Annotated in this window: 18 protein-coding genes; 11 read left to right on the forward strand and 7 right to left on the reverse strand. The window is 57.6% G+C overall.

Features of this window, described 5'->3' with window-relative positions; translation table 11 throughout:
• Positions 1 to 153 precede the first annotated feature (153 nt).
• From AC1Z24_RS27510 to AC1Z24_RS27545, 8 genes are all read left to right on the forward strand, one after another.
• Entirely contained in the window at positions 154 to 1,776 is a 1,623-nt protein-coding gene (locus tag AC1Z24_RS27510; RefSeq protein ID WP_483743499.1) for an ABC transporter substrate-binding protein, read from the forward strand.
• 305 nt (positions 1,777 to 2,081) lie between these two features.
• Positions 2,082 to 3,680 (forward strand): ABC transporter substrate-binding protein, encoded by a 1,599-nt coding sequence (locus AC1Z24_RS27515; protein WP_483743500.1) that lies wholly within the window; start codon positions 2,082 to 2,084, stop codon positions 3,678 to 3,680.
• Positions 3,681 to 3,796: 116 nt separating this feature from the next.
• Positions 3,797 to 5,176, forward strand: coding sequence for an OprD family porin (locus AC1Z24_RS27520; protein WP_483743501.1), 1,380 nt, complete (start codon positions 3,797 to 3,799; stop codon positions 5,174 to 5,176).
• A gap of 152 nt (positions 5,177 to 5,328) precedes the next feature.
• Entirely contained in the window at positions 5,329 to 6,924 is a 1,596-nt protein-coding gene (locus AC1Z24_RS27525) for an ABC transporter substrate-binding protein (RefSeq protein WP_483743502.1), read from the forward strand.
• Between the two features lie 75 nt (positions 6,925 to 6,999).
• A complete protein-coding gene (locus tag AC1Z24_RS27530; protein WP_483743503.1) occupies positions 7,000 to 8,010 on the forward strand; it encodes an ABC transporter permease subunit in 1,011 nt (336 codons plus the stop codon).
• Between the two features lie 10 nt (positions 8,011 to 8,020).
• Complete coding sequence (locus AC1Z24_RS27535) at positions 8,021 to 8,932, forward strand: ABC transporter permease subunit (protein ID WP_259106452.1); 912 nt, start codon at positions 8,021 to 8,023, stop codon at positions 8,930 to 8,932.
• 10 nt (positions 8,933 to 8,942) lie between these two features.
• Positions 8,943 to 9,911 carry an ABC transporter ATP-binding protein gene (locus AC1Z24_RS27540; protein WP_259106450.1) on the forward strand — a complete coding sequence of 323 codons (969 nt, stop codon included), beginning with the start codon at positions 8,943 to 8,945 and terminating at the stop codon, positions 9,909 to 9,911.
• Entirely contained in the window at positions 9,911 to 10,885 is a 975-nt protein-coding gene (locus AC1Z24_RS27545) for a peptide ABC transporter ATP-binding protein (RefSeq protein WP_413309391.1), read from the forward strand. The genes AC1Z24_RS27540 and AC1Z24_RS27545 overlap by 1 nt, the downstream gene beginning before the upstream one ends.
• 290 nt (positions 10,886 to 11,175) lie before the next feature.
• Here the strand turns inward: AC1Z24_RS27545 and AC1Z24_RS27550 are convergent, their stop codons facing one another.
• From AC1Z24_RS27550 to AC1Z24_RS27565, 4 genes are all read right to left on the reverse strand, one after another.
• Positions 11,176 to 11,541: a DUF6508 domain-containing protein gene (locus AC1Z24_RS27550; protein WP_483743504.1), complete on the reverse strand. Its 366-nt coding sequence runs from the start codon at positions 11,539 to 11,541 to the stop codon at positions 11,176 to 11,178.
• Between the two features lie 12 nt (positions 11,542 to 11,553).
• Entirely contained in the window at positions 11,554 to 12,774 is a 1,221-nt protein-coding gene (locus tag AC1Z24_RS27555; protein ID WP_483743505.1) for an ADP-ribosyltransferase domain-containing protein, read from the reverse strand.
• 266 nt (positions 12,775 to 13,040) lie between these two features.
• Positions 13,041 to 15,614: a PepSY domain-containing protein gene (locus AC1Z24_RS27560; protein WP_483743506.1), complete on the reverse strand. Its 2,574-nt coding sequence runs from the start codon at positions 15,612 to 15,614 to the stop codon at positions 13,041 to 13,043.
• Positions 15,615 to 15,888: 274 nt separating this feature from the next.
• Positions 15,889 to 18,141, reverse strand: coding sequence for a TonB-dependent receptor (locus AC1Z24_RS27565; RefSeq protein ID WP_483743507.1), 2,253 nt, complete (start codon positions 18,139 to 18,141; stop codon positions 15,889 to 15,891).
• A 224-nt stretch (positions 18,142 to 18,365) separates the two neighbouring features.
• Between AC1Z24_RS27565 and AC1Z24_RS27570 the strand changes: the two genes are divergently transcribed.
• Together AC1Z24_RS27570 and AC1Z24_RS27575 are read left to right on the forward strand one after the other, a co-directional pair.
• Entirely contained in the window at positions 18,366 to 19,046 is a 681-nt protein-coding gene (locus tag AC1Z24_RS27570) for a Fe2+-dependent dioxygenase (RefSeq protein WP_483743508.1), read from the forward strand.
• Between the two features lie 3 nt (positions 19,047 to 19,049).
• Positions 19,050 to 19,865 carry a tetratricopeptide repeat protein gene (locus tag AC1Z24_RS27575; protein ID WP_483743509.1) on the forward strand — a complete coding sequence of 272 codons (816 nt, stop codon included), beginning with the start codon at positions 19,050 to 19,052 and terminating at the stop codon, positions 19,863 to 19,865.
• 2 nt (positions 19,866 to 19,867) lie between these two features.
• Here the strand turns inward: AC1Z24_RS27575 and AC1Z24_RS27580 are convergent, their stop codons facing one another.
• The 3 genes from AC1Z24_RS27580 to AC1Z24_RS27590 form a co-directional block, all read right to left on the reverse strand.
• Positions 19,868 to 20,878 (reverse strand): alpha-xenorhabdolysin family binary toxin subunit B, encoded by a 1,011-nt coding sequence (locus AC1Z24_RS27580; RefSeq protein ID WP_483743510.1) that lies wholly within the window; start codon positions 20,876 to 20,878, stop codon positions 19,868 to 19,870.
• A 41-nt stretch (positions 20,879 to 20,919) separates the two neighbouring features.
• On the reverse strand, positions 20,920 to 22,116 hold the full coding sequence (locus tag AC1Z24_RS27585; RefSeq protein ID WP_483743511.1) for an alpha-xenorhabdolysin family binary toxin subunit A: 1,197 nt from the start codon (positions 22,114 to 22,116) through the stop codon (positions 20,920 to 20,922).
• Between the two features lie 313 nt (positions 22,117 to 22,429).
• Complete coding sequence (locus tag AC1Z24_RS27590) at positions 22,430 to 23,593, reverse strand: type III PLP-dependent enzyme (protein WP_483743512.1); 1,164 nt, start codon at positions 23,591 to 23,593, stop codon at positions 22,430 to 22,432.
• A 571-nt stretch (positions 23,594 to 24,164) separates the two neighbouring features.
• On the opposite strand from AC1Z24_RS27590, the gene AC1Z24_RS27595 reads away from it, so the two are divergent.
• Entirely contained in the window at positions 24,165 to 25,415 is a 1,251-nt protein-coding gene (locus AC1Z24_RS27595; protein ID WP_483743513.1) for a DUF2599 domain-containing protein, read from the forward strand.
• Positions 25,416 to 25,462: the final 47 nt, after the last annotated feature.

Below are 25,462 nucleotides of genomic sequence, written 5' to 3' on the forward strand. Positions count from 1 at the left end.
ATACTTTTGCGACATTCGTGTACGCCCGTGCCACTCTTTGTGCCTTCCTTGACGTCAATATCTTGCTTTGGGTATGCCCCCTGCATAAGTATCGGCAGGATTGGCCCACAAGGCCCTCCCTCTAATTCAAAAAACACAACAACTGAGGCCACCATGCTTAAAAAAGCGGTCATCCCGTTTGTACTCAGCGCAGGTCTGCTCGCTGGTGCACCGTTCGCCCAGGCAGCATCCAACCTGGTGTTCTGCTCTGAAGGCAGCCCGGCCGGTTTCGACCCAGGCCAATACACCACCGGCACCGACTTCGACGCTGCGGCTGAAACCATTTTCAACCGTCTTAGCCAGTTCGAACGTGGCGGCACCGCAGTTATTCCGGGCCTGGCAACCAGCTGGGACGTCAGCCCTGATGGCCTGACCTATGTGTTCCACCTGCGTGAGGGCGTCAAGTTCCACACCACGCCTTACTTCAAGCCAACCCGTACCTTCAATGCCGATGACGTGCTGTTCACGTTCAACCGCATGATCAACAAGGACGATCCGTACCGTAAGGCGTATCCGACCGAGTTCCCTTACTTCACCGACATGGCGATGGACACCAACATCACCAAGATCGACAAGGTTGACGACCACACGGTCAAGTTCACCCTGGCGACCGTCGATGCCGCCTTCATCCAGAACCTGGCGATGAGCTTCGCGTCCATTCAGTCCGCTGAATACGCCGCCCAGTTGCTCAAGGAAGGCAAGCCTGAAGACATCAACCAGAAGCCTATCGGCACTGGTCCGTTCGTGTTCAAGAGCTATCAGAAAGACTCCAACATCCGTTACACCGGCAACAAGGATTACTGGAAGCCTGAAGACGTCAAGATCGACAACCTGATCTTCGCCATCACCACCGACGCTTCGGTACGTGCGCAGAAGCTCAAGAAAGGCGAATGCCAGATCACTGCCTACCCGCGTCCGGCCGACCTGGCCCCGCTCAAGGCGGATAAAGAGCTGAAAATGCCTGACCAGGCTGGCTTCAACCTGGGCTACATCGCGTACAACGTGATGCCACAAATCAAGGGCGACAGCAAACCTAACCCGTTGGCCAAACTGGAAGTGCGTCAGGCACTGGACATGGCCGTCGACAAGAAAGCCATCATTGATGCCGTGTACCAGGGCGCAGGTCAGCTGGCGGTCAACGCCATGCCACCGACCCAGTGGTCCTATGACACGACTATCAAAGATGCGCCGTACGACGTCGCCAAGGCCAAGGAACTGCTGAAGAAAGCAGGCGTGGCCGAAGGCACCGAAATCACCCTATGGGCGATGCCGGTTCAGCGTCCGTACAACCCTAACGCCAAACTGATGGCCGAGATGCTCCAGAACGACTGGAAGAAAATCGGTATCAACGCCAAGATCGTCAGCTACGAGTGGGGCGAGTACATCAAGCGCGCCAAAGCCGGTGAAAACGGCGCGATGCTGATTGGCTGGAGCGGCGACAACGGTGACCCGGACAACTGGCTGGGCACCCTGTTCGGTTGCGACGCGGTCAACGGTAACAACTTCGCCAAATGGTGTGACAAGCCGTTCGACACGCTGATCCACCAGGCCAAGGAAACCACTGACCAGGCCAAGCGCACCGAACTGTATAAACAGGCCCAGCACCTGCTCAAGGCTGCCGTGCCAATGACTCCTATCGCCCACTCCACGGTGTACCAACCGATGAGTGTCAAAGTACAGGACTTCAAGATCAGCCCATTCGGCTTGAACTCCTTCTACGGTGTAAGCGTCAAGTAAGACTGTGGCAACTGCGCTGTTCATTCAGCGCAGTTGCTTTTTGTCTTGTCAGGAAAACTCGACTCGATGCCTGGAAAATGATTGCAAAAAGCAATCACCTACATAGCACGCGGAAGTTTCCTACATACTTACCAATACCCTGACTATCTACTGTACCGCCCGACGGATATACCTTCGAGGGCAACTGCGCTTGTCATGGCAGTTCTAACCGTGCAATCGAGAATACTTCCGGACCGAAGGCTATTCCATGCCTGTATACCGGCATGTTGCGCGTGAAAGATCATTATCGAAGGAACAGGAAAACCATGCGTAATCAACTCGCCATTTCATCGCTAATGGGGCTGGCCCTATTGGCTCAAACTCCCATTGGTCAGGCCGCCAGCAATCTGGTGTTCTGCGCCGAAGGCAGCCCGGCAGGCTTTGATATTGCCCAGTACACCTCCGGCACTGACAACGACGCTGCCGAGCCCATTTATAACCGCCTGACCGAGTTCGAAGCAGGCGGCACCGCAGTGGTTCCGGCCCTGGCCACGCGCTGGGAGGTATCCCCGGATGGCCTCACTTACACCTTTCACTTGCGTGAGGGCGTGAAATTTCACAGCAATAAGGCATTTACGCCCAGTCGCAACTTCAATGCCGATGACGTCCTGTTTACTTTTAACCGCATGCTTGATAAAGCGCATCCATTTCGCGTCGCTTATCCGACAGAATTCCCCTACTTCACCAGTATGGGCCTGGACCAGAACATCAAGTCCGTGGAAAAAATCGACCCACTGACCGTGGTCTTTACTCTGAACAAAGTCGATGCGGCGTTTATCCAGAATATCGCGATGAACTTCGCTTCGATTCTTTCCGCCGAATACGCTGAACAACTGCTGGCATCAGGCACTGTGCGCGATATCAATATGCAACCCATCGGCACCGGCCCGTTTGTATTCCAGCGTTATCAGAAAGATGCGCAGATTCGCTACAAAGGCAACAAGGATTTCTGGGCGCCGGAGCGTGTGAAGATCGATCAGTTGATCTTCTCCATCAATACCGACGCCTCGGTGCGCATCCAGAAACTGCGCAAGAACGAATGCCAGGTCACCCTCAATCCGCGCCCCGCCGACCTGCCCGCGCTCAAGGCCGACAAGCAGCTGCAAGTGATCGAACAGGCCGGTTTCAACCTCGGCTACATCACCTACAACGTGCGCAAAAAACCGTTGGATAACCTGCAGGTGCGCCAGGCCCTGGACATGGCCGTGGACAAGAAAGCCATCGTCGATGCGGTCTATCAAGGCGCGGGGCAGTTGGCCATCAACAGCATGCCGCCGACCCAGTGGTCCTACGACGACAGCATCAAGGACGCCCCCTACAACCCGGATAAAGCCCGGCAGATGCTGCGCGACGCAGGCGTCAAGGAGGGCACGGAGCTGACCCTGTGGGCCATGCCGGTACAGCGTCCCTACAACCCCAACGCCAAGTTGATGGCCGAAATGCTTCAGTCCGACTGGGCCAAGGTCGGTATCAAGGCGCGCATCGTCAGCTACGAATGGGGCGAATACCTCAAGCGCAGCAAGAACGGCGAGCACGATATCTCGCTGATCGGCTGGACCGGCGACAACGGCGACCCGGACAACTGGCTGGGGACCCTGTACAGCTGCGCCTCGATTGGCGGTAACAACTATTCCATGTGGTGCGACGAGAAATACGACGCCCTGATCAAGGCCGCCGTCGCCAGCAGCGACCGCAGCCAGCGCAGCGAGCTGTACAAGCAGGCGCAGCACTACCTCAAACAGCAAGTACCGATCACCCCCATTGCTCACTCCACGGTCAACCAACCGTTGCGTGCCAGTGTGCAGGGCTTCCGTGTCAGCCCGTTCGGTCGCAACAACTTTTCCGGCGTCAGCCTCGCCGAGTGATCAAGCGTACACAACGACTGATCCAAACCGTGCAAAGCAGGGCCACAAGCCCTGCTTCACCAAAGCCAGACCATAAAACTGGCGCTTTATAAAAAGTAATAAGGGAGCTTCAAATAGTGAAAACCGTGAGTAAAACACTACTGGCCCTGTCCATCGCCTCCATCGCGGGCATGGCTCAGGCCGAGGAAATCAGCCAGGCATTCGTCCCGACTACCGTCAGCACGGACAACGCCCAGGCAGATGCCAAAGGCTTTATCGAAGACCAGCACCTGACCGGTTCGACCCGCAACTGGTACGCCAATGAACTGGCCCGTCGCGACACCAGTTTTTCCTACAGGAAAGGCGGCGACACCCCGACTCCGACCCCGCGCCGGATCAACTGGGTAGAAGGCAGCATCCTCAACTACACCTCGGGTTTCACCCAAGGCACTATAGGTTTCGCCACGGAACTGGCGGTCTACAACGCCGTAGCCCTGGACCGTGACCGCAAGGACATGGCCGGTGGTTCCAACCGTACCCTGACCGAAAACGACGGCGACGCCGTCGGCCAGTGGAGCAAGCTGGGCCTGGGCAATATCAAGGCCCGGGTCTCCAACACCACCCTCACCGCCGGCCGCCAGTCGGTCAACACCCCGGTGATCGCCTACATCGGCAACCGCGCTCTGCCGTCGAGCTTCCAGGGCTTCAGCCTCAAGAGCGACGAGCTGAGCAACCTGTCGTTCCAGGCCGGCAGCTTCGACCGCGTCTCGCCGCGTACCGAGCAGAGCCTGACCAAGTTCCGCTCCGAATACGCCAGCACTCGCGCCTTCGCTGACCGCATCGACATGTTCGGCATGGACTACAAACCGTCCGCAGCCCTGACCACCAGCTTCTATGCTTCGAATGTCGAAGACTTCTGGAAGCAGTACTACTTCGCCTTTACCCACGATATCGGCAACACCGATACCCTGGCTCTGAGCACTAACCTGAACTACTACAAGACCAAGGATTCCGGGGAGCGCAAGCTCGGCCCGATCGACAACGACACCTACAGCCTGTCGTTTACCGGCACCCACCAGGCCCACAGCCTGACCCTGGCGTACCAGCAAGTCATCGGCGACGAGTACTTCGACTACGCCCACGAAACCAACGCGATCTTCCTGGCCAACTCCCTGCTCTCGGACTTCAACGGCCCGAACGAGAAGTCGCTGCAGATCGGCTACGTGCTGAACATGGCCGACTACGGCGTGCCAGGCCTCAAGTTCAACGTCTACAAGGCCCGCGGCTGGGGCATCGACGGTACTCACTACAAAGGCACTGCCTACGACGTGAAGAACATGGACGGTGAACATCACTATGAATACGGGGTCGGTACTTCGTACACCATGCAAAGCGGCCCGCTCAAGGCCTCGACCATCCGTGCGACCTACACCACCCACCGTGCCAGCGAGTTCCAGGCCGATGGCAACCTGAATGAACTGCGGGTCGTGACGACGATTCCTTTCAACATTCTGTAATGAACTGAATTGGATTTGGATTTGTGGGAGCGAGGCTTGTCGGATCGCCGCGATGAAGTCAGCGCAGTACTTCAGATGTACCGCGTTATCGTTCATCGCGGGCTAGCCGCGCTCCCACAGGTCTCCTACAGGTCTCTGATGGAGGGTTTATTTTGAAACTGATCTCATTACGCAACTCGATTGCCCTGGCCTTGTTCAGCGTCGCAATCGGCGTGTCGGCCAAGCCCCTGGTGGTCTGCACCGAAGCGAGCCCTGAAGGCTTCGATATCGTCCAATACACCACTGCGGTAACGGCCGATGCTTCGGCGGAAACCATTCTCGAACGTCTGGTCGCGTTCAAACCCGGCACCACCGACACCGTGCCAGGCCTGGCCGAAAGCTGGGAGATCAGCCCGGACGGCCTGACTTACACCTTCAAGCTGCGCCACGGGGTCAAGTTCCAGACCATCGATGGCTTCAAGCCGACCCGTGACATGAATGCCGATGACGTGCTGTGGAGCTTCCATCGCCAGATGGACCCCAAGCATCCGTGGCATGACAAGTCCCTGACCGGCTTCCCCTATTTCGAGAGCATGGACTTCAACAACCTGCTCAAAGGCGTCGACAAGGTCGACGACTACACCGTCAAGTTCACCCTGTCGCGCCCTGAGTCGCCGTTCCTGCGCGACCTGGCCATGCCCTTCACCTCGATCTACTCGGCCGAGTACGGTGACCAGTTGCTTAAAAGCGGCAAAACCGCCGACTTGAACAGCAGACCCGTCGGCACCGGTCCGTTCATCCTGACGCGCTATGCCAAGGATGCGCAGGTCCGCTATAAAGCCAACCCCGATTACTGGAAAGGTCCGGTTCCGAGCGAAGTACTGGTGTTTGCCATCACGCTCGACAACAATACGCGCCTGCAAAAACTCAAGGCCAACGAGTGCCAGGTCGCCCTCTACCCAAAACCTGACGACATCGACAGCATCAAGAAGGATCCCAATCTCAAGCTCGACGAGATGGAAGCCATGATGGTCAGCTACGTCGCCCTTAACACCTCGCACAAGTACCTGGGCGATGCGCGGGTGCGTCAGGCGATCAACCTGGCGTTCGACAAGCAGGCCTACATCAAGGCGCTGTTCGGCGAAGGCAAGGCGACCGAAGGTGTCGGGCCGTACCCGCCGACCATGCTCGGCTATGACACATCGATCAAGAATGCTGCCCACGACCCGGCCAAGGCCCGTGCCCTGCTCAAGGCCGCTGGAGTGCCGGAAGGCACGGTGTTTACCCTGTTCGCTCGCAATGGCGGGGCCGTGACCAACCCCAACCCGATGCTGGGGGCACAGATGTTGCAGTCGGATCTGGCGCAAGTGGGTATCAAGGTAGATATTCGCGTCATGGAATGGGGCGAAATGCTCAAGCGCGCCAAGAACGGCGAACACGACATGGTCTTTGCAGGCTGGGCCGGCGACAACGGCGACCCGGACAATTTCGTCACACCGAACCTGAGCTGTGATGCAGCGAAGAACGGTGAGAACTACGCTCGCTGGTGCAACAAGGCGTTCGAAGACGCCATCAGCGCAGCACGGGCCAAGACCGATCCGGCAGAGCGCGCCGCGCTTTACCAGAAGGCCCAGCAAGTGTTCAACCAGGAGCAACCGTGGATCAGCCTGGCTTACCCCAAGCTGTTCACTGCAATGCGCAAGAACGTCGAGGGCTATCACATTAGTCCCCTGACCAATAACAACTTCACCACTACCGGCGTGAAGTAAAAGAAGAAACGCCCGTCGTCGATCAATCCGAGAGACGACGGGTATGCCTAACCGGCTGATGAGGTACACCAGAAGATGTTGAGTTTTATTGCCCGCCGGGTGGGGTTGTTGATACCCACCTTCTTCGGCATCACCCTGCTGACCTTCGCCCTGATTCGCCTGATTCCAGGTGACCCGGTCGAAGTCATGATGGGCGAACGCCGGGTAGACCCCGTAATGCACGCCCAAGCCATGGAACGTCTTGGCCTGAACAAGCCCCTGTATGCGCAATATATCGACTACGTCGGCAAGCTCGCCCATGGCGATCTCGGCGAGTCGTTGCGCACCCGCGAAAGCGTGTGGAGCGAGTTCACATCGTTGTTTCCGGCCACGCTGGAACTGTCGATTGCCGCCCTGATCTTCGCTGGCATCCTGGGGCTGTTGGCCGGGGTGATCGCGGCTTTGAAGCGAGGATCCCTGTTCGACCATGGGGTCATGGGTATCTCGCTTGCGGGATACTCGATGCCGATCTTCTGGTGGGGCCTGATCCTGATCATGTTCTTCTCGGTATCCCTGGGCTGGACCCCGGTGTCGGGGCGTATCGACCTGCTCTACGACATCCCGCCGCGCACCGGTTTCATGCTGATCGACACCCTGCTCAGCGATGAGCAAGGCTCGTTCCTCGATGCCCTGCATCACCTGATCCTGCCGGCCATCGTGCTGGGCACCATCCCGCTGGCAGTAATTGCCCGGATGACCCGCTCCTCGATGCTCGAAGTGCTGCGTGAAGATTATGTGCGTACCGCACGGGCCAAGGGCCTGTCGCCTGCGCGCGTGATATTCGTCCACGGCCTGCGCAACGCGCTGATCCCGGTACTGACAGTGTTCGGCCTGCAGGTCGGCACGCTGCTCGCCGGTGCGGTGCTGACCGAAACGATCTTCTCCTGGCCGGGTATCGGCAAGTGGCTGATCGAGGCCATCGGCGCCCGTGACTACCCTGTCGTACAGAACGGCATTCTGCTGATCGCCTGCCTGGTGATCCTGGTCAACTTCGTCGTGGATATCCTCTACGGCCTGGCCAACCCACGCATCCGTCATCAGCGCTGAGACCACGACCATGAGCACACCTACCCCTGTGGCAGCAGTCGATCAAAGCCTGCTGTATCCATCCCCGTACAAAGAGTTCTGGCAAGCCTTTGCCAAGAACAAAGGCGCCGTCGCGGGCCTTGCGTTCATGCTGTTGATCATCTTCTGCGCATTGTTCGCGCCGTGGGTGGCCCCCCATGATCCGAGCGAGCAATTCCGCGACTTCCTGCTGACGCCGCCGGCTTGGCTGGAAGGCGGGCAAATGCGCTTTCTGCTCGGCACCGACGAGTTGGGTCGCGATCTGCTGTCGCGCCTGATCCAGGGCTCGCGCCTGTCGCTGCTGATCGGCCTGTCTTCGGTGGTGATGTCGCTGATTCCGGGCATCTTCATGGGCCTGCTCGCCGGGTTCTTTCCGCGCATTCTCGGCCCGTCGATCATGCGCCTGATGGACATCATGCTGGCCCTGCCATCGCTGCTGCTGGCCGTCGCCATCGTCGCGATCCTCGGCCCTGGCCTGATCAACACCGTGATCGCCATCGCCATCGTCTCGCTGCCGTCCTACGTGCGCCTGACCCGTGCCGCCGTGATGGGTGAACTGAACCGCGACTACGTGACCGCCGCCCGCCTGGCCGGTGCCACCCTGCCGCGCCTGATGTTCATCACCGTGCTGCCCAACTGCATGGCACCGCTGATCGTGCAAGCGACCCTGAGTTTCTCCTCGGCAATCCTCGATGCCGCGGCACTGGGCTTCCTCGGTCTGGGCGTACAACCGCCAACGCCCGAGTGGGGCACCATGCTCGCCTCGGCACGGGACTACATCGAACGCGCCTGGTGGGTGGTGAGCCTGCCCGGCCTGACCATCTTGCTCAGCGTGCTGGCAATCAACCTGATGGGCGACGGCCTGCGCGATGCGCTGGACCCGAAACTCAAGAACGCCGCCTGAGGAGGTTCACATGTCACTTTTAAGCATCAAGAATCTCAATGTCCGCTTCGGCGACAGCAACGCCGTTCCTGTTGTCGACGGCCTGTCCCTGGAAGTGGAAAAGGGCGAAGTCCTGGCCATCGTCGGCGAATCGGGTTCCGGCAAATCGGTGACCATGATGGCGCTGATGGGCCTGATCGATCACCCCGGCATCATCACCGCCGACTCGGTCAACTTCGATGGCCAGGAACTGCTCAAGCTGAGCAACCGCCAGCGTCGCCGCATCGTCGGCAAGGACCTGGCCATGGTGTTCCAGGACCCGATGACCGCGCTCAACCCCAGCTACACCGTCGGTTTCCAGATCGAAGAAGTGCTGCGCCAGCACCTCAATCTGTCCGGCAAGGCGGCGCGTCAACGTGCCCTCGAGCTGCTGGAAAAAGTCGAAATCCCCGGCGCCGCCCAGCGTCTCAATGCCTACCCGCACCAGTTGTCCGGCGGCATGAGCCAGCGCGTTGCAATCGCCATGGCCATTGCCGGTGAGCCCAAACTGCTGATCGCCGACGAACCGACCACGGCCCTGGACGTGACCATTCAGGCGCAGATCATGGAGCTGCTGCTGAGCCTGCAGAAAGAGCAGAACATGGCGCTGGTGCTGATCACTCACGACCTCGCCGTCGTCGCCGAAACCGCTCAGCGCGTCTGCGTGATGTACGCCGGGCAAGCGGTGGAAGTCGGTCAGGTCCCCGAGCTGTTCGACATCCCCGCGCACCCTTACGCCGAAGCCTTGCTGGCAGCGATTCCCGAGCACAGCATGGGCGCCGAGCGTCTGGCGACATTGCCAGGCATGGTCCCCGGTCGCTATGACCGCCCACAAGGTTGCCTGCTGTCGCCGCGCTGCCCGTACGTGCAGGACAACTGCCGCACCCAGCGCCCGGGCCTGGACCCCAAAGCCCATAGCCTCGCACGCTGTTTCTATCCGTTGAATCAGGAGGTGGCGTAATGAGCGTCGTTCTTACCGCCCGCGACCTTACCCGTCACTACGAAGTCTCCCGTGGCATGTTCAAGGGCCACGCCCTGGTGCGCGCCCTCAACGGTGTGTCGTTCGAACTGGAAGCCGGCAAGACGCTGGCTGTGGTTGGTGAATCCGGCTGCGGCAAGTCGACCCTGGCCCGGGCCCTGACTCTGATCGAAGAGCCCTCGTCCGGCTCGCTGAAGATCGCCGGGCAGGAAGTCACTGGCGCCAGCAAGGCCGAGCGCAAGCAACTGCGCCGCGACGTGCAGATGGTGTTCCAGAGCCCTTACGCTTCGCTCAACCCGCGGCAGAAAATCGGTGACCAGTTGGGCGAGCCCCTGCTGATCAACACCAACCTGTCCAAGGAAGAACGTCGGGAAAAGGTTCAGGCAATGATGGCTCAGGTCGGTCTGCGTCCTGAGCACTACCATCGTTACCCGCACATGTTTTCCGGTGGTCAGCGCCAGCGGATCGCCCTGGCCCGGGCCATGATGCTGCAACCCAAGGTGCTGGTGGCGGATGAACCGACTTCGGCACTGGACGTGTCCATCCAGGCTCAGGTGTTGAACCTGTTCATGGATTTGCAGCAACAATTCCAGACCGCCTACGTGTTCATCTCCCACAACCTGTCGGTGGTGCGTCACGTCGCCGATACGGTGTTGGTGATGTACCTCGGCCGCCCGGCGGAGATGGGTCCCAAGGACGAGATCTACAACCGTCCGCTGCACCCTTACACCCAGGCCTTGCTGTCGGCGACCCCGACCATTCACCCGGACCCGCTCAAGCCGAAGATCAAGATCGTCGGCGAGCTGCCCAACCCGCTCAACCCGCCAACCGGCTGCGCCTTCCACAAGCGCTGCCCGTACGCGACCGAGCGCTGCGTGAATGAACTGCCGGAACTGCGCCTGATCGACAATCGCCAGGTGGCTTGCCACCATGCCGAGCAGTTTGTGGCGGCGTAATACAGGTAATAAAAAGGCGGTGTGTCTGGTCGACACACCGCCTTTTTATCAGGGCAATACACAGGCGAGACGATGCAAATGCATTGAATGTAACGGCCTCTTCGCGAATGAATTCGCTCCCACAAATCGCCTCAACTCAAATATACGCTGGACAACACAGATCCTGTGGGAGCGTGGCTTGCCCGCGAATAGGCCGGTACATTCGCCGCGTCCTCTGTGGCTGAAAACCGTATTAGCGGGCAAGCCTCGCTCTCAAACAATTGACTCTCAAAGCCGCTCCTGCCCCTGGCTCAAGGTGCGGCGAACAGAACCCGCAACCGATCCAGAGCCGCCTCCAGATACCCTGAGTGCAACAGGTATTCAAGATGCCCGGTACTGAAGCGATCAAGCCGAAAATTGGCAATCAGCAGCTTCCTCACACGACTGGCATCAGCGTTGTTTAACAACGCGACATCGGTCAACTCGTGGTGTTTTCCGGCAAGCTCTGCCATCCAGTCGAACGGAGCCATAAAGTCCGTCGCATAGATAACCGCAAGGAAGATGCTCAATTCGCGCTGTTGCTCTTCATCTGACAGGGCTTTTAGTCTGAGAAAATCAAGCGCATGGTCGAGAATGATTTCGATAGTCTTTCTTGAAGGTAGAGGTAAAACAGTCATGGCATCATCCTCTTACAAACAGGAGAAATGAATATTTGAAGTATTGGCCAGCATTTCATCGGTTGTAACTGCTCTGAATGAGGCTGGAATGCCTGGGGCCGGTTCCCAATGCACCTCTTCGATATGACTTATCAAATGAAGCATTGTGCGATCAAACAACACTTCTCTTTCTTGAGGATAATGCGACAGCACTTCGATATTTTTACCAATCTGCCCTTTCAGCATGATTTTATAGTCTTGGACAACCGGCATCTCATTCAGGGTAGTACTGGTGTAGGCAGCCTCTCGCACAATATTGGAAACCTTATAGAGATCCTCTACGCCCGGAAAAGCAACTATATTTCGCGACACTCGAGTACCGGAAGGATGATTAATCAACGTCGCCAAACCCGAGCTCAATGCTTCTATGAAGGATTGGAAAAACACGAACTCAGGATCCGTGACATCCTCCCGGCGCAGTGCCCTGTTAACGAATAAGTAGGATTGAACAGTGTAGTAATAAATGGCAATAGCCTGACGCTCCGTCAGACCCAGCTCTGCCGCGTGCGCCAAACGCTCGACCCAATGCGCATGCGCATATTGGGCCTTGATCGGTGCAACCAATGCCTTGATATGTTCAGGCTCAAAGGGAGGTGACAAGTAACTGCTCTTGAGCGAGGCGAACTCGACTCTCGCCTGATCGGCGCGCTCATCAGGCACGATGATATTGATGTACCCCCAGCGCCCTCGTGCTGCCAGGCCGGCGGCGGCAAAGAAGATCATTCTCAGCATCACCGAGAAGTCTTCTTCTCCCGCGAAAGAACTCAATACCGGGGCAGCCACCCGGATATCCGCATCGGCACCCGCGCTTTCACCGGCAAACAATCGCAATGCCTGAAAGGCAACCCAAACGTCCTTCGCCGCAGACTCGGCGGGATCAATCGGTTCAAATACCACGAGCCGTTTAAAATAATGCCCGGGCTGCCGGATAATTTCTTTGGAAATCCAGCAAGGCAACAATGGGCGCAGATCCAGTGCAGGTTCACGCTCAAGCGCCACGACAGAAATACCTGCCTCATATAGCTCCGCTACCCAACCGCCCTGAGCGGGGTCATAGTCCTTGCTCCGACTGGAGATCAGCAGATAGTCGATTGCATCGACTGCATCAAGCTCACTGATAGTTCCACGGCTGAGCACTAGTTCTCTTACATCAACGTCGATGTGATCGATAACAAGCCTGTCCAGTTTATCCACTCTGCCCTTCCGCTTTTGATGAGATAACGCGGGCAAACTAAGGTGCTTTCCAGAGCGGATCTACTGTCAGTTTTGACAGTTGCGTACATAAAAAAGGTGGTGTGCCTGTTCGACACACCACCTTTTTAGCAGGGGAATATGCTCAACCTGTAGGAGCGGATTGTGGGACCGGCTTCAGCCGGGAAGGCGCTATTCAAGGCGATGAATATGTTTCGAATGTAGCGACCTTTTCCCGGCTAAAGCCGGTGCCACAAAACCGTGCTTTGTCAGTAGACATCCCTTCTGTAACGTCCCTGCTCAACCAGCCTCTCCAGTTCCTCGGCACCGAGTATCTCGCTCAACGCCAGATCAACCCCCGCCGCCATGCCCTGCAGACTGCCGCAGATATAGATCGCCGCGCCTTGCGCCAGCCACTCACGCAGCTCGTCCGCCGCTTCGCGCAGGCGATCCTGAACGTAGATTTTCTCGGCCTGATCACGGGAGAACGCCAGATCCAGGCGAGCCAGACCACCGCTGGCCAGCGCGCCTTGCAGCTCTTCGCCGCAGTGGAAGTCATGGGCGATATTGCGCTCGCCAAAAATCAGCCAGTTACGCGCGTGCCCTTGCTCGATGCGGGCCTTGAGCAGGCTGCGCAATCCGGCCAGGCCCGTGCCGTTGCCGATCATGATCAGCGGCACCGGTTCGAGCGGCATATGGAAGGCGCTGTTGCGGCGCAGGCGCAGGCTCACCGAATCACCCGGTGCAACATGCTCGGTCAGCCAGCCAGAGCCAAGCCCGAGACTGCCGTCGGCGTGCAGCTCCTGACGCACGATCAGTTGCAGCGAGCCATCGGCCGGAATCGAAGCGATGGAATATTCGCGCACGGCAATCGGCACCAGCGCATCGATCAGCGCCTGAGCATGCAAGCCAACCAGATGAGCGCGATGCATCGGCAACTGACGACTTTCCAGAGCCTGACTGATGCTCTCCTGCAAACCGTCTACCTTCACCGAAGTGTCGGCAGCGATGCCCAGGCCGCTGATGAACTGCGCCACTGCCGCCTGCCTATTGCGCGGCATGACTTCTACCAGATCACCGGCCTGCCAGGTTTGCCCGGCGGGCGGTTCCAGATTCAGCAGGAACACTTGCGAACCGCTGCTGCCCGGATTAAGGAGCTGACGCTTGCCCAGGGTCCAGTTGTCGAACGCCGGGGCCTGCCAGGTGGTGGTCGGTTGCGTACCGGTCAGTTGCCCCAGTTGCTGTTGCCAATGTTGCAAGGTCGTGGCATCGCCGCTGTCCACCTCAACCGGGGCGAACAGCCTGTTGCCGCCGCGCTCGTTGAGCCAGCCATTCAGGCGTCGGGCAAAGCCGCAGAAATCCGCATACTGACGGTCGCCCAGGCCCAGTACCGCGTAGTTGAGATTTTCCAGGGCCAGGGGCTGACCGAGCACCTTGCGCTCGAAACCGCGGGCGCTGTCCGGCGCCTCGCCGTCACCGAAAGTGCTGACCACAAACAGCGCATTCTGCCGCTGCTTGAGGTCCTGCTCGGTGACATCGGCCAGGCGCTGCACCTGCACCGGCCAACCGGCGGTCTGCAGTTGCCCGGCGGCCTGCCAGGCCAGTTGCTCGGCGAAACCGCTCTGGCTGGCAAAGCCGATCAGCCATGGCGCGCCTTCACCGGTGCTACCCGCCACTGGAGCCAACGCCCCGCGCGCCGCCTTGACCTGGCGCTTCTTGCGCCGACGATCCAGATACAGCAGCCAGCCGGTAATAAAGAACAGCGGCATCAACAGCGCGGCAAAGGTGATGATCAGGCGACCGGTCAGGCCAAAGTAACTGCCGACGTGTAACGCGTAGTTACTGGCCAGCAACTGGCTGCCGGCCCCCTTCTCGGCATAGCGGGCCACGTTGAAGACCTTGCCCGTGGCCGGATCAAGACTCATCTGATTCAGGGCGCGCTCATGGGGTGCGGTTTTCAGCAGATAGAACACCGTCGCCGGTTGCCCGGCAGCGTTTGGCAGGCGCAGGTTATAGCTGCGCAGATCCGGCCCGGCAGTCTTTTGAATGCTGTCCCAGATCGCCCCGTAATCGATGGTCGGCACTGCTGGCGGGGCCTGTTCCTGCCCACCACGGCCGCCGCCCGGACGCTGCTGCCCACCGCCACCGCCCGCTTTGCGTTGCTCAAGGCTGGCCGAGTCACCGATCAAACGGGTCAGGCCTTCATTGAACCACTGGTAGGACCAATTCAACCCAGTGATGGCCAGCAGCAGGTAAACGATCAGGCACCAGGTGCCGAACACCGAGTGCAGGTCCCAGTTGAAGCTGCGGCCCTTCTTGGCCCAATCCAGGGTCAGCCACACCCGCCAGTTGAGGGCTTGGCGCGGCCAGCGCAGATACAGTCCGGACAAACAGAAGAACACCAGGATCAAGGTGCAGGCGGCGGTGATTTGCTTGCCCGTTTCGCCGGCGGCGAGGAAGCGGTGCAGGGTCAGGATAAAGCCGAAGACCTGGTCGCTGCCGGTGGTGCCGGTGATGTCGCCGGTATAAGGGTTGAAGTACTGCATCATGCCGCGGCGTTCGCCCGGCGGCGGCGTGTAGTAAACCTGAGCGGCACGGTTACCATCGACTTCGATGCGGAACATCGAGATCTTCTTGCCGGTATCTGCCTCGATCTTGCTCGCCAGCGCAGCAGGCGTCATCTGCACGCTCTGCGGCTGAACCAGCACAACGCTCGGGTTCAGTAACTCGGTGACTTCGTCTTCAAACGAATACAGCGCACCGGTAATCCCCATCAAGGCCAGGACTAACCCGGCCGTGATTCCGAAGAACCAATGCACTTGAAACAAAACTTTCTTCAACACCCTGGATTACCCCACTCATCAGCCATGCCGCATAGTATGAACTGAACGGAATGCATTCTCATTAGCGTTATCGATTTGTATCAATTATTTACAACGCGTCCAGGATTCGGTGGGACCGGCTTTAGCCGGGAAGACGTATTGGCAGACGATAGAGATGTGTCGATTGTCTTGGCCTCTTCCCGGCTAAAGCCGGTCCCACAACACCGCCATAGGTGTATACAAACAAAAGCCCCGCTCACCCGAAGGCAAGCAGGGCTTTAACCGCTACTTCAATCTAGAAGTGGAAGCTGGCGCTCATCAACGCGGTACGGCCCGCCGCTACGTGGGCGTAGTGGGTCTGGAATACCTGGTCGAAATAACGCTTGTCGGTCAGGTTCTGCACGTTCAGTTGCAGGTCGATGTTCTTGGTCAGGGCATAGCTGGCCATCGCGTCGTAGCGCCAGTAGGACGGCACCTCGATGGAGTTGGCTTCGTTGCCGAAACGTGAGTCGACGAAGGTGGCACCGGCACCGATGGTCAGCTTCGGAATCAGCTCGTAGGTGGACCACAGGTTGAAGTTGTTACGCGGGGTGCTTGGCATGTGATTGCCCTTGTCCGCTGCCAGCGTGGTCTTGACCAGTTCGCTTTCCATATAGGTGTAGCCACCGTAGACCTTCCACTTGCTGGTGAGCTTGCCGGTGTAAGTGAACTCGAAGCCGTCAACGCGTTGCTCGCCGTCCAGTACCTGATAGGTACTGTTGTCCGGATCGGTGATACGGGCGTTGGTTTTTTCGGTGCGGAACAGCGCGGCGGTCAGGGACAGGTCATCACCGAAGAAGTCCCATTTGGTGCCCAGCTCGTAGTTGCGGTTCTTTTCCGGATCGAGATCGCCGTTGGCCGCAGTGACTTCCTGGCCACCGTTACCACTGGTTTCACCCGACGGGTTGCTCGAGGTCGACCAGGCCGCATACACGCTGCCATTAGGCAGTGGTTTGTAGACCACACCGACCTGGTAGTTCCACAGGTTACTGGTCTTCTGGCGATCGAAGTTGCCCGCCACCGTACCGCGACCGGCCGTGGCGTAACCGCTGGAGCGCACATCGTAGTTGTCGTAGCGCAGGCCCAGGTTCAGGGACCACTGCTCGTTGAACTTCAGCGTATCGAACACATAGGCCGCAGAGGTCTTGGTGTCGGTATCGGTATAGGCCGCGCTGTCAGTGATCTGGCCGTTCCACGCGTCTTTGGGCGTCGGGTCGTACAGGCTGGTGCAATCACCGGAGCGGATGACCGCCGCTGTACAGACCGTACCGATGGTGCCACCCGTTGCAGTCAGCACGTTGTAGGCGCGGTTATGGGTGTCCTGATAGCTGAACTCCACGCCGGTATTGAGGCTGTGGTTGATAAAGCCGGTATCGAACTTGGCACTCAGGTCGGTCTGGTTGACGAAACCGCTGGACGTCGAGTTACGGCTCTTGGCCGAACGCGAAACCGTGCCGCTGTTAACGTTGCCGCGGCTGTCATCAGGGTTGGTAACGATGTAGTCCAGGGTCGAACGCGACATACGCAAGCTGTTGGAAACCGTGACGGCATCGTTCAGGTCATGCTCGATACGCAGGGTGCCGCTGTCGTTCTTGCTCTTGCGGTAGTCGCGGTCGGTCAGGCCATAGAAGTTGTTCTTGTTGACGTCGACCGGCTTGTCGACGTTGTACTTACTGCGCGCCGTACCGCTGTAAGCCAGCGGAATGCCGTAGTCGGGCATATCGTCGGTTTCCAGGTGGTAATAGTCGACCTTCACGCGGGTGTCAGTGCCCAGACCAAACGCGAACGACGGCGCGAAGCCCCAACGGCTGACATCGACGTCATTACGCCCGGCCACGTTGGCATCGTGCTTCATCAGATTCAGGCGCACGGCCGAGCTATCAGTCATCTGCTGATTGACGTCCAGGGTGTAGCGCTGGGTCTGGTCGGAACCGAAGGTGTAGCCACCGTTGTAGGCATTGCCCAGGTGCGCTTGCTTGGTAATCAGGTTCAGGCTGCCGCCCGTGGAACCAGCACCGGTAAAGGCCGAGCCCGGACCCTTGCTGATTTCCACCGACTCAATGTTGAAGATCTCGCGACTTTGCGCAGCGACATCACGCATGCCATCGATGAACACGTCGCTCTCGGCATTGAAACCACGAATGATCGGCCGGTCAGCGTTCGGGTTACCGCCCTCGCCTGCACCGAAGGTAATACCCGGTGTAGTGCGCAAGGCATCGACCAGGCTGGTGGCGGCGGTGTCGCGGATAACCTGCTGCGGGATGACGGTCACGCTTTTGGGCGTTTCGCGCAGTGGCGCGGTGTACTTTTTCGAGGCCGACTCGTCGGTCTTGTAAGTAGCGTCTTGCTCACCCGTGATGCTGGTGGCCCCCAGGCTGATGGCTTTGTCTTCACCGGTTTCGGCGGCCTGAGCCATATGCCCTGCGGACATTGCGGCTACAGCCACGCCGATTGCCGAGGCAATCGAACGCGGTGAATAAGGTGCTGAGAACAAGTGTTCGCGCGACATGGTTGGTTCCTTCCCCAAGGAGTTAAGGCGGCGGAATATAGGGGAAACGAATCTGAGTAACAATTGAGATACATTGCTATTTGGGAAAAATTTACGTTCTTTACATTCTCGATTGACGAAATTTTAACGGCCATTGATGTTGGTCATCGTTACGGGTTTTACACAGACAATAAGAATCACTACCATTCGCTACCTCTTCTGCTTAACGACCGAGTCCCACCACCATGCTGCTACACGTCCCTGGCTTGTTTAATCGTGATGAAGTGTTGCGTATCCGCCAGGCGCTGGAGCAGGCGGAGTGGGCCGATGGCAAGGTCACGGCCGGCTATCAGTCGGCCAAGGCCAAGCACAACCTGCAGCTGCCGGAAGATCACCCCTTGGCCAGGGAGATTGGCGCAGCGATTGTCGAACGCCTGTGGAGCAACCCGCTGTTCATGTCGGCCGCCCTGCCGCGCAAGATTTTCCCGCCGCTGTTCAACTGCTACACCGGCGGCGGCAGCTTCGATTACCACATCGACAACGCCGTGCGTTACGTCAAGGGCAGCCCGGAGCGGGTACGCACGGACGTCTCGACCACGGTGTTCTTCAGCGACCCGGATGACTACGACGGTGGCGAACTGGAAATCCAGGACACTTACGGCGTGCAACGGGTCAAGCTGCCCGCCGGAGACATGGTGCTCTACCCGAGCACCAGCCTGCACAAGGTCACCCCGGTGACCCGCGGCGCGCGCATTGCCTCGTTCTTCTGGACCCAGAGCCTGGTGCGCGAAGACAGCCAGCGCGCGCTGCTGTTCGAGATGGACAACGCCATTCAGAAACTGACCATGGACGTACCCGATCACCCTTCGCTGATCCAGTTGACGGGCACCTACCACAACCTGCTGCGCCGCTGGGTCGAGGTCTGATTCTTGAACTGGAACCTGCAACGCGAAGAGCGCCTCGATGGCGAGCAATTGGCCCGGATGCTGGAGGAAAACCCCGCCCGCGCCGCCCAGGCGATCCTGATCGCGGCCCGGGAGAACATCGTCGACGCTCAGGCGCTGCTGGGGCAGATCCTGCTCGACGGTAACGGTATCGAACAAGACCCGGTGCTGGCCCTGCAATGGTTCACCATTGCCGCGCAAAGAGGCCACAGCATGGCGCGCAATATGCTGGGGCGCTGTCATGAGCATGGCTGGGGCTGCGAACCGGATGCCGCCAAAGCCGCGGGGCATTATCTGATCGCCGCCGAACACGGCCTGGACTGGGGTCTGTATAACCTGGGCAATCTGCTGTCCACCGGCCGCGGTATTCAACAAGACCCACGCCGCGCCCTTAACTGCTACCGCCAGGCGGCCAACATGGGCCACGCCAAGTCCATGAACCTGCTGGGGCGTTATCTCGAAGAAGGTTATTGCTGCCAGGCCGACCTGCCCGCCGCCTACGAGTGGTATCGCCGCTCAGCCGAGGCCGGGGACTTTCGCGGGCAATTCAGTTACGCCGCCGTGCTGGCTGATCAGGGCCATATTGAACAGGCCGTGGCCTGGCTCAAGACCGCACTGGCGGGCGGGAATCTGAATTTCCTCAGGGTCAGCCGCAAGACCCTGTTGCAGGCCAATCAGTTGGAGCTACGCGCGTTGGCGATGGATTATCACCAACGCGCGGTTGAGCTGGGGGATGAGTCCGACACTATGGAACTGCGGAAATTGCAGACCGATCTTCACCCCCAAGCGTCAGACAGCTGATTTCAACTGCGCCATTCGCGGCGCAACTCGTTCAAGTAACTGACCAGCACTTGCGAGTGATTGATGAATTGCGAGGCATATTCAACGATCTCCTCGCCAGCCACGTCGTTATGCTCAATAAAGCGGTTCAGGGCTTCCAGCAGCTTGCCAAGCTCGGTCACGTATAGTTTCCGGGGTACGTCGAGATCCAGGACAGCCTGCAGCTGGCTGAGCTTTTTAGCTGCCGCATTCTGGCGCTCACGCATATCGCTGAGCCTGGAACGCAGGCTATCCAACTGCTCCTGTACGGTCTTGCGTAAGCTGATCAAATCAAAGTATTTGATTTCATCGCTGGCCAGGTCAAGGATATTCTTGAACGCCTCAAGCCCCGCCCTCACGGAGCCGATCAAGGGATTCTTGGGATCGATTTCCGCCAGTTTTTCCAGAGAGCTTATCAAGGGTTTGAGTCGATCCAGAAAGCTGATCGACTCGACATCTGCGATCAGTTTATTTACCTGAGCCTCCCGCTCCTCCAGATCGGCAAGGGGTTTTTCCTGATCGGTCAGCGAGTCCTTCAATTCGTCGACCTCAGTCTGCAAACGTAGCATCGCGAACTTGGCTTCATCCAGGCTCACAGCCTTGAGGTTGAGCAGGCTGTCGTCAAAGTCACGAGCGTGTTTGCGGATATCAAGCAGCCCCTGGGCAATCTGCTCACTCAAGTCGGCACTCAGACCGGCAATGGCTTGTGTCACTTTTTCGTCGGGCTCTTTGCCACGCAACGCGACAATCGCTTGCTGCAAGTCCTTCAATCCACCGTTTTCCAGCATGGACGGGATCAGGGTCAATACATTGAGCGCCTGCTTATCGACACCACCGAACTCTTTTTGCAGGTCCAACAATTTCTCTTTGAGTACAGGCAGATAAATATCGCTCAGCGCTCCCGCCTGATGAATGAACTCCTGCCGACTGTCATTGACGATATCGATATCAGGGCGTGGTAATTGAAAGGGTGTATCCAGTACATGAATATTCATCGGTTTGGTTCACTCTATTAAAAGACTTAACACGACGCCCATCAGGCGACAGGTTCATCTAGCGCATTATTGAAAGCAGTGAGCAGATCCCAAGACTGTTTCTTGATATCTTCCCAATTGGCAATCACGGTCTTGAAGCGGGAAACAAAGCTCACCAGATACATCGCGTTGTCGATACCGTCAAAGCGGCGATAAGACGAATTGACCAGCTCATCCAAAAGCACCCACAAACTTTCTAGATTGGATACGCTACTCGCCGCACCTTCCATTCTGATCTGTAAATCCTGGAAGATAGTCTCAAGCTTCAACAATGCTGCCGAAAGACGGTTGACCTGCTCAATCTGTTGTTCAAACTGGAGCTTTTGCGTCTGCAGACTGATGTGCTCCTGATATGCCTGGACGGCCTTCGACCCCCAAATTGAATATGTAAATTTCTGACCTAACCCCCCCAGCGGGACACCCATCAAATTGAGTTCTGAATATTTTTTATATTCTGTGAATTTCTGCTGGATACGCTCATTCAGCAAAACAATATCTCTATTAATTTGCTTAATTACCTCATTGGTATTTTCGCTGGCGAGCAGCTGCATCTTCAGATTAACACTCGGCGCAATATCGTTTTTCAACATGTCTTTGAAGGTGGTAACGCTGGTTTTTACTCGCCGGGTACTGCCTCTGTGTTCCTGAACATAGCCTTTAAGTTCATCGACCAGGCTCAACAGCGCCGGGAGTTTCTGGCGGTCCTCCGGGAGCATTTCCACTGGCGGCAGGGCGTCAATCTCCTCCGGCGTCAGATCACCCACCTGTCGTTGTTGGTAAGACTCGAGGCTGGTTATGAACTGGGTCATTTCCCGGCCAGTGGTGATCAGGTTACCGGCAAACACATGAAGGTCGCTGCCGACCTCTTTCATATCGGACTCAATTGGCCCCCAGCTTCTCGCGTGGGTATTGATAGTTTTATAGAGCGTTTGAATATCCTCGGCCTCGACGCCCTTGATATTACTGCTCTGGTTATTCAGTAGTTGTCGGACTTCATCGAGCTCCGTCGGCAATTCGAGGCCGGTTTTTACATAGCGACGAATACGCCTTACATCTTCGTTGGTGATCAATAATCCCGGATCGCGCTGGGACTCGGAGTCTTTACCGCTCAACACATCGAGATAATTTTTAGTGGCCTCACTGACCTCATCGAATCCACGAACTTCGGGGAGATCAGGGTTCGGATCCATCATACTCATCATTAATATCCTTATTGTTTAAATTGCCACCTTCAGTAAAGTGGCGCTTTAAAAACTAGCAAAGGATTTAACGATTAAACAGGCCCGACCACCGACCTGAATTGTAGGAATACGACAACAAGCGCCAATGATTTTCCTGCAAGTATCCCTTTTTATTTTACGGATCCAAAACAACCTACTAAAGCGCCGCCTAAATCAATAAGCCACCCCACCACCAAACAATGACATGTTGACGACCATAGGTTTTCGCCACCGCCACGGCCATAAAAAAACCCATGATCGCTCATGGGTTTTTTCGTATCGGGTTACGGCATTACACGTAATAGGACTTCAGCGGTGGGAAACCATTGAACTCTACGGCGCTGTAACTGGTGGTGTAGGCACCGGTGGACAGCCAGTACAGGCGGTCACCAATGGCCAGGTTCAGGGGCAGGCCGTACTTGTAGTTTTCGTACATGATGTCGGCGCTGTCGCAGGTAGGACCGGCGATGACCACTTCTTCCATCTCGCCTTTCTTCTCGGTCCAGATCGGAAACTTGATGGCTTCGTCCATGGTTTCGATCAGGCCGGAGAACTTGCCCACATCCGTGTACACCCAACGCTCGACGGCGGTACGGGATTTACGCGCAACCAGCACCACTTCGCTGACCAGGATACCGGCGTTGGCGATCAGCGAACGGCCCGGCTCCAGGATGATTTCCGGCAGGTCGTCACCGAAGTCTTCCTTAAGGAAGCGGATGATTTCTTCAGCGTAGGTTTCCAGGCTGTTGGTACGGGTGATGTAGTTGGCCGGGAAACCGCCACCCATGTTGATCAGCTTGAGTACGATGCCGTCTTCTTCTTTCAGGCGTTCGAAGATCACCTTGACCTTGGCGATGGCGGCGTCCCAGACGCTGATGTCGCGCTGTTGCGAACCAACGTGAAAGGACACGCCGTAAGGCACCAGGCCCAGGTCACGGGCGAGGATCAGCAGGTCCATGGCCATGTCGGTCTGGCAACCGAATTTGCGCGACAGAGGCCAGTCAGCGGTGGTCGAGCCTTCGGTGAGGATCCGCACATAGACTTTCGAACCCGGTGCGGCCTTGGCGATGTTGCGCAGGTCGGCTTCCGAGTCGGTGGAGTACAGACGTACGCCCTTGTCGTAGAAGTAGCGGATATCCTTGGATTTCTTGATGGTGTTGCCGTAGCTGATACGGTCGGCGCTGACGCCCTGGTTCAAGACCTTGTCCAGCTCGTAGATGGACGCGATGTCGAAGCTCGAACCCTTTTTGTTCAGCAGGTCGATGATCTCGACAGCCGGGTTGGCCTTGACCGCGTAGTAGACCTTGGCGAATTCGAAGCCTGCGCGCAGGTCGTCGTAGGCCTGGCTGATCATCTGGGTGTCGATCACGACAAACGGGGTTTCCTGCTTGTCGGCGAACGCCTTCATTTTATCGAAGGTGTTTTTTTCGAAATAGTCTTCAACCTTGATCGGCATGCTCAGGGACTCCAATGGCAAACAAATGAATAAATGGGTGCGAGGGCCCGTCGTCACTGACAGACCCTACCGAACGTCCTCCGTATCCCCACTTTGGTTCGCCTACTTCCCAAGGCATGTCGCCGAAAGCAAAAAGGCCATGGGAGCGACGCTGCCCTTGGCCTTGCTGTCTCGTCGTCAGTACTTGAGCCGGATGGATCGTTTCCAGCATGGACGTTCGGCGCGAACTTTAGGACCTGAAGGGCTCGAGATCAACAAAAAATGTCGCTTTTCTGCCTGTTTTCACCCGTGGGGGAACCAGTCACCCACTCCCCCCTATGTAACCGACCGACATGACAGCGTGATGTTCCGCGCGATGTGCTTTTGATCGATCCACGACGACGCTGCCCTGCGCAGTGACACAGACAATCAAATGGTCATTAAAAGGTCGGCTTTCACTGCAAAAAGGACTGGATTACTAGCAGTTCTGATAGTGGTAGTGCGATTGCCGACTCCATAGCATTTCCTCGTAAATCCGCATTCCCCGCGTCGTAAACACACCTACTCGCTTATATGAACCGAGGTATTTGTCATGGACGTTAGAACAAGAACAGTCCTGCATGCGTCGCTGTCATTGCCCGCGCTTTTTCTCGCCAGCAGCATCGCTTGGGCCGGCGTCGGGACCGATACCGCCCACCTGATGAACTATTACTACAACCGCACCCTTGACGATTGCGGCGTCGGCCGACCGGCCTTCGTGTGCTCTGGCCTGCTGCTCAGGGGCACGAAAAACTCCGATAAATTCAATGCATGGAACCCCAGCCCGGCCTCACAAGAAAGTGGTGGCGTCTCTATGTCTTACTTGCGCAAGGATTCGGAATATCAGGATCTGGGTTTAGGGTACTCCAATGGCTTTGTTCTGAAGCCCAATGACTTTATCGAACCAGGCCAACGCAAGACCAATGTCCTGTGTTTTTACCCGATTGATGCCTGGACCGACTTCAGGACCGACGCCGGTTGCGCCGACAATTCACGCACGACGGATCGTGTGGAAAAGATCTGCCAGGACGCCAACATCAAGACCGCCGAAGAGTGGCTCAAGGACTACCGCAGCCAGCGCAACAACCATGAACGCCAGTGTGGCTTTGAGATCAGGAACCGCCCGGACGACGCTTACGCTTTTTATCAAGGCATTCGCGCCCGGCAGATGATCAAGGACGAGTCCATGGAGACCCAGACCGAGGTACGGGTGGAAACCTGGCCACAGAACCTGGATGCCAACCTGCCGATCATGGCCTTCATCTATACCGACGCCAAGGGCCTGGCCGGTGCCAGGGCCGATCAGCAGAAATACTACAAAGCCACCGCTGCCAAAGGTAAAGCTATATGGCTGCCCGTGATCAAGGCCGACCTGCCGCGCACCTCGGCACAGAACGCCCGCTTCACTTACAATCCGGCGGACCAGAGCGTCCCCGAGCCCAAGGCGGACAACCCCTGCACCAGCTATATCGCTGATGCCACATGGACGGAGCGCTACGATCCAGGCATCAAAAAGAATGCCTGGACTCTCGCAGTGAAACCAACCGACTGCGGCCGCAAACTCACCCCCGCCCAGACCGAAGCCGCCTATGCCGAGCTGTTCAACAAATACGGCAGCGACTCACGCTGGACGCCGGATAACGGCAGCATGCTCCGGCAGTTTGTCTGCCATCTGGCCTGGACCGGCACCGATACCAACGGAAAACCCATCAGCACCCGCGAAAAGCCTGTTTGGAACCTGGAACCTTTCCGCCCTTATGTAACCCAGGATGAGGCGCTCAAGGCCGGGTGCAACGCCTTCTGAAAACACGTTGCCGCGCCACATCATCGTGGTGCGGCAATGGGCTTGCG

It is taken from the genome of Pseudomonas sp. JL23 (genome assembly GCF_056933585.1).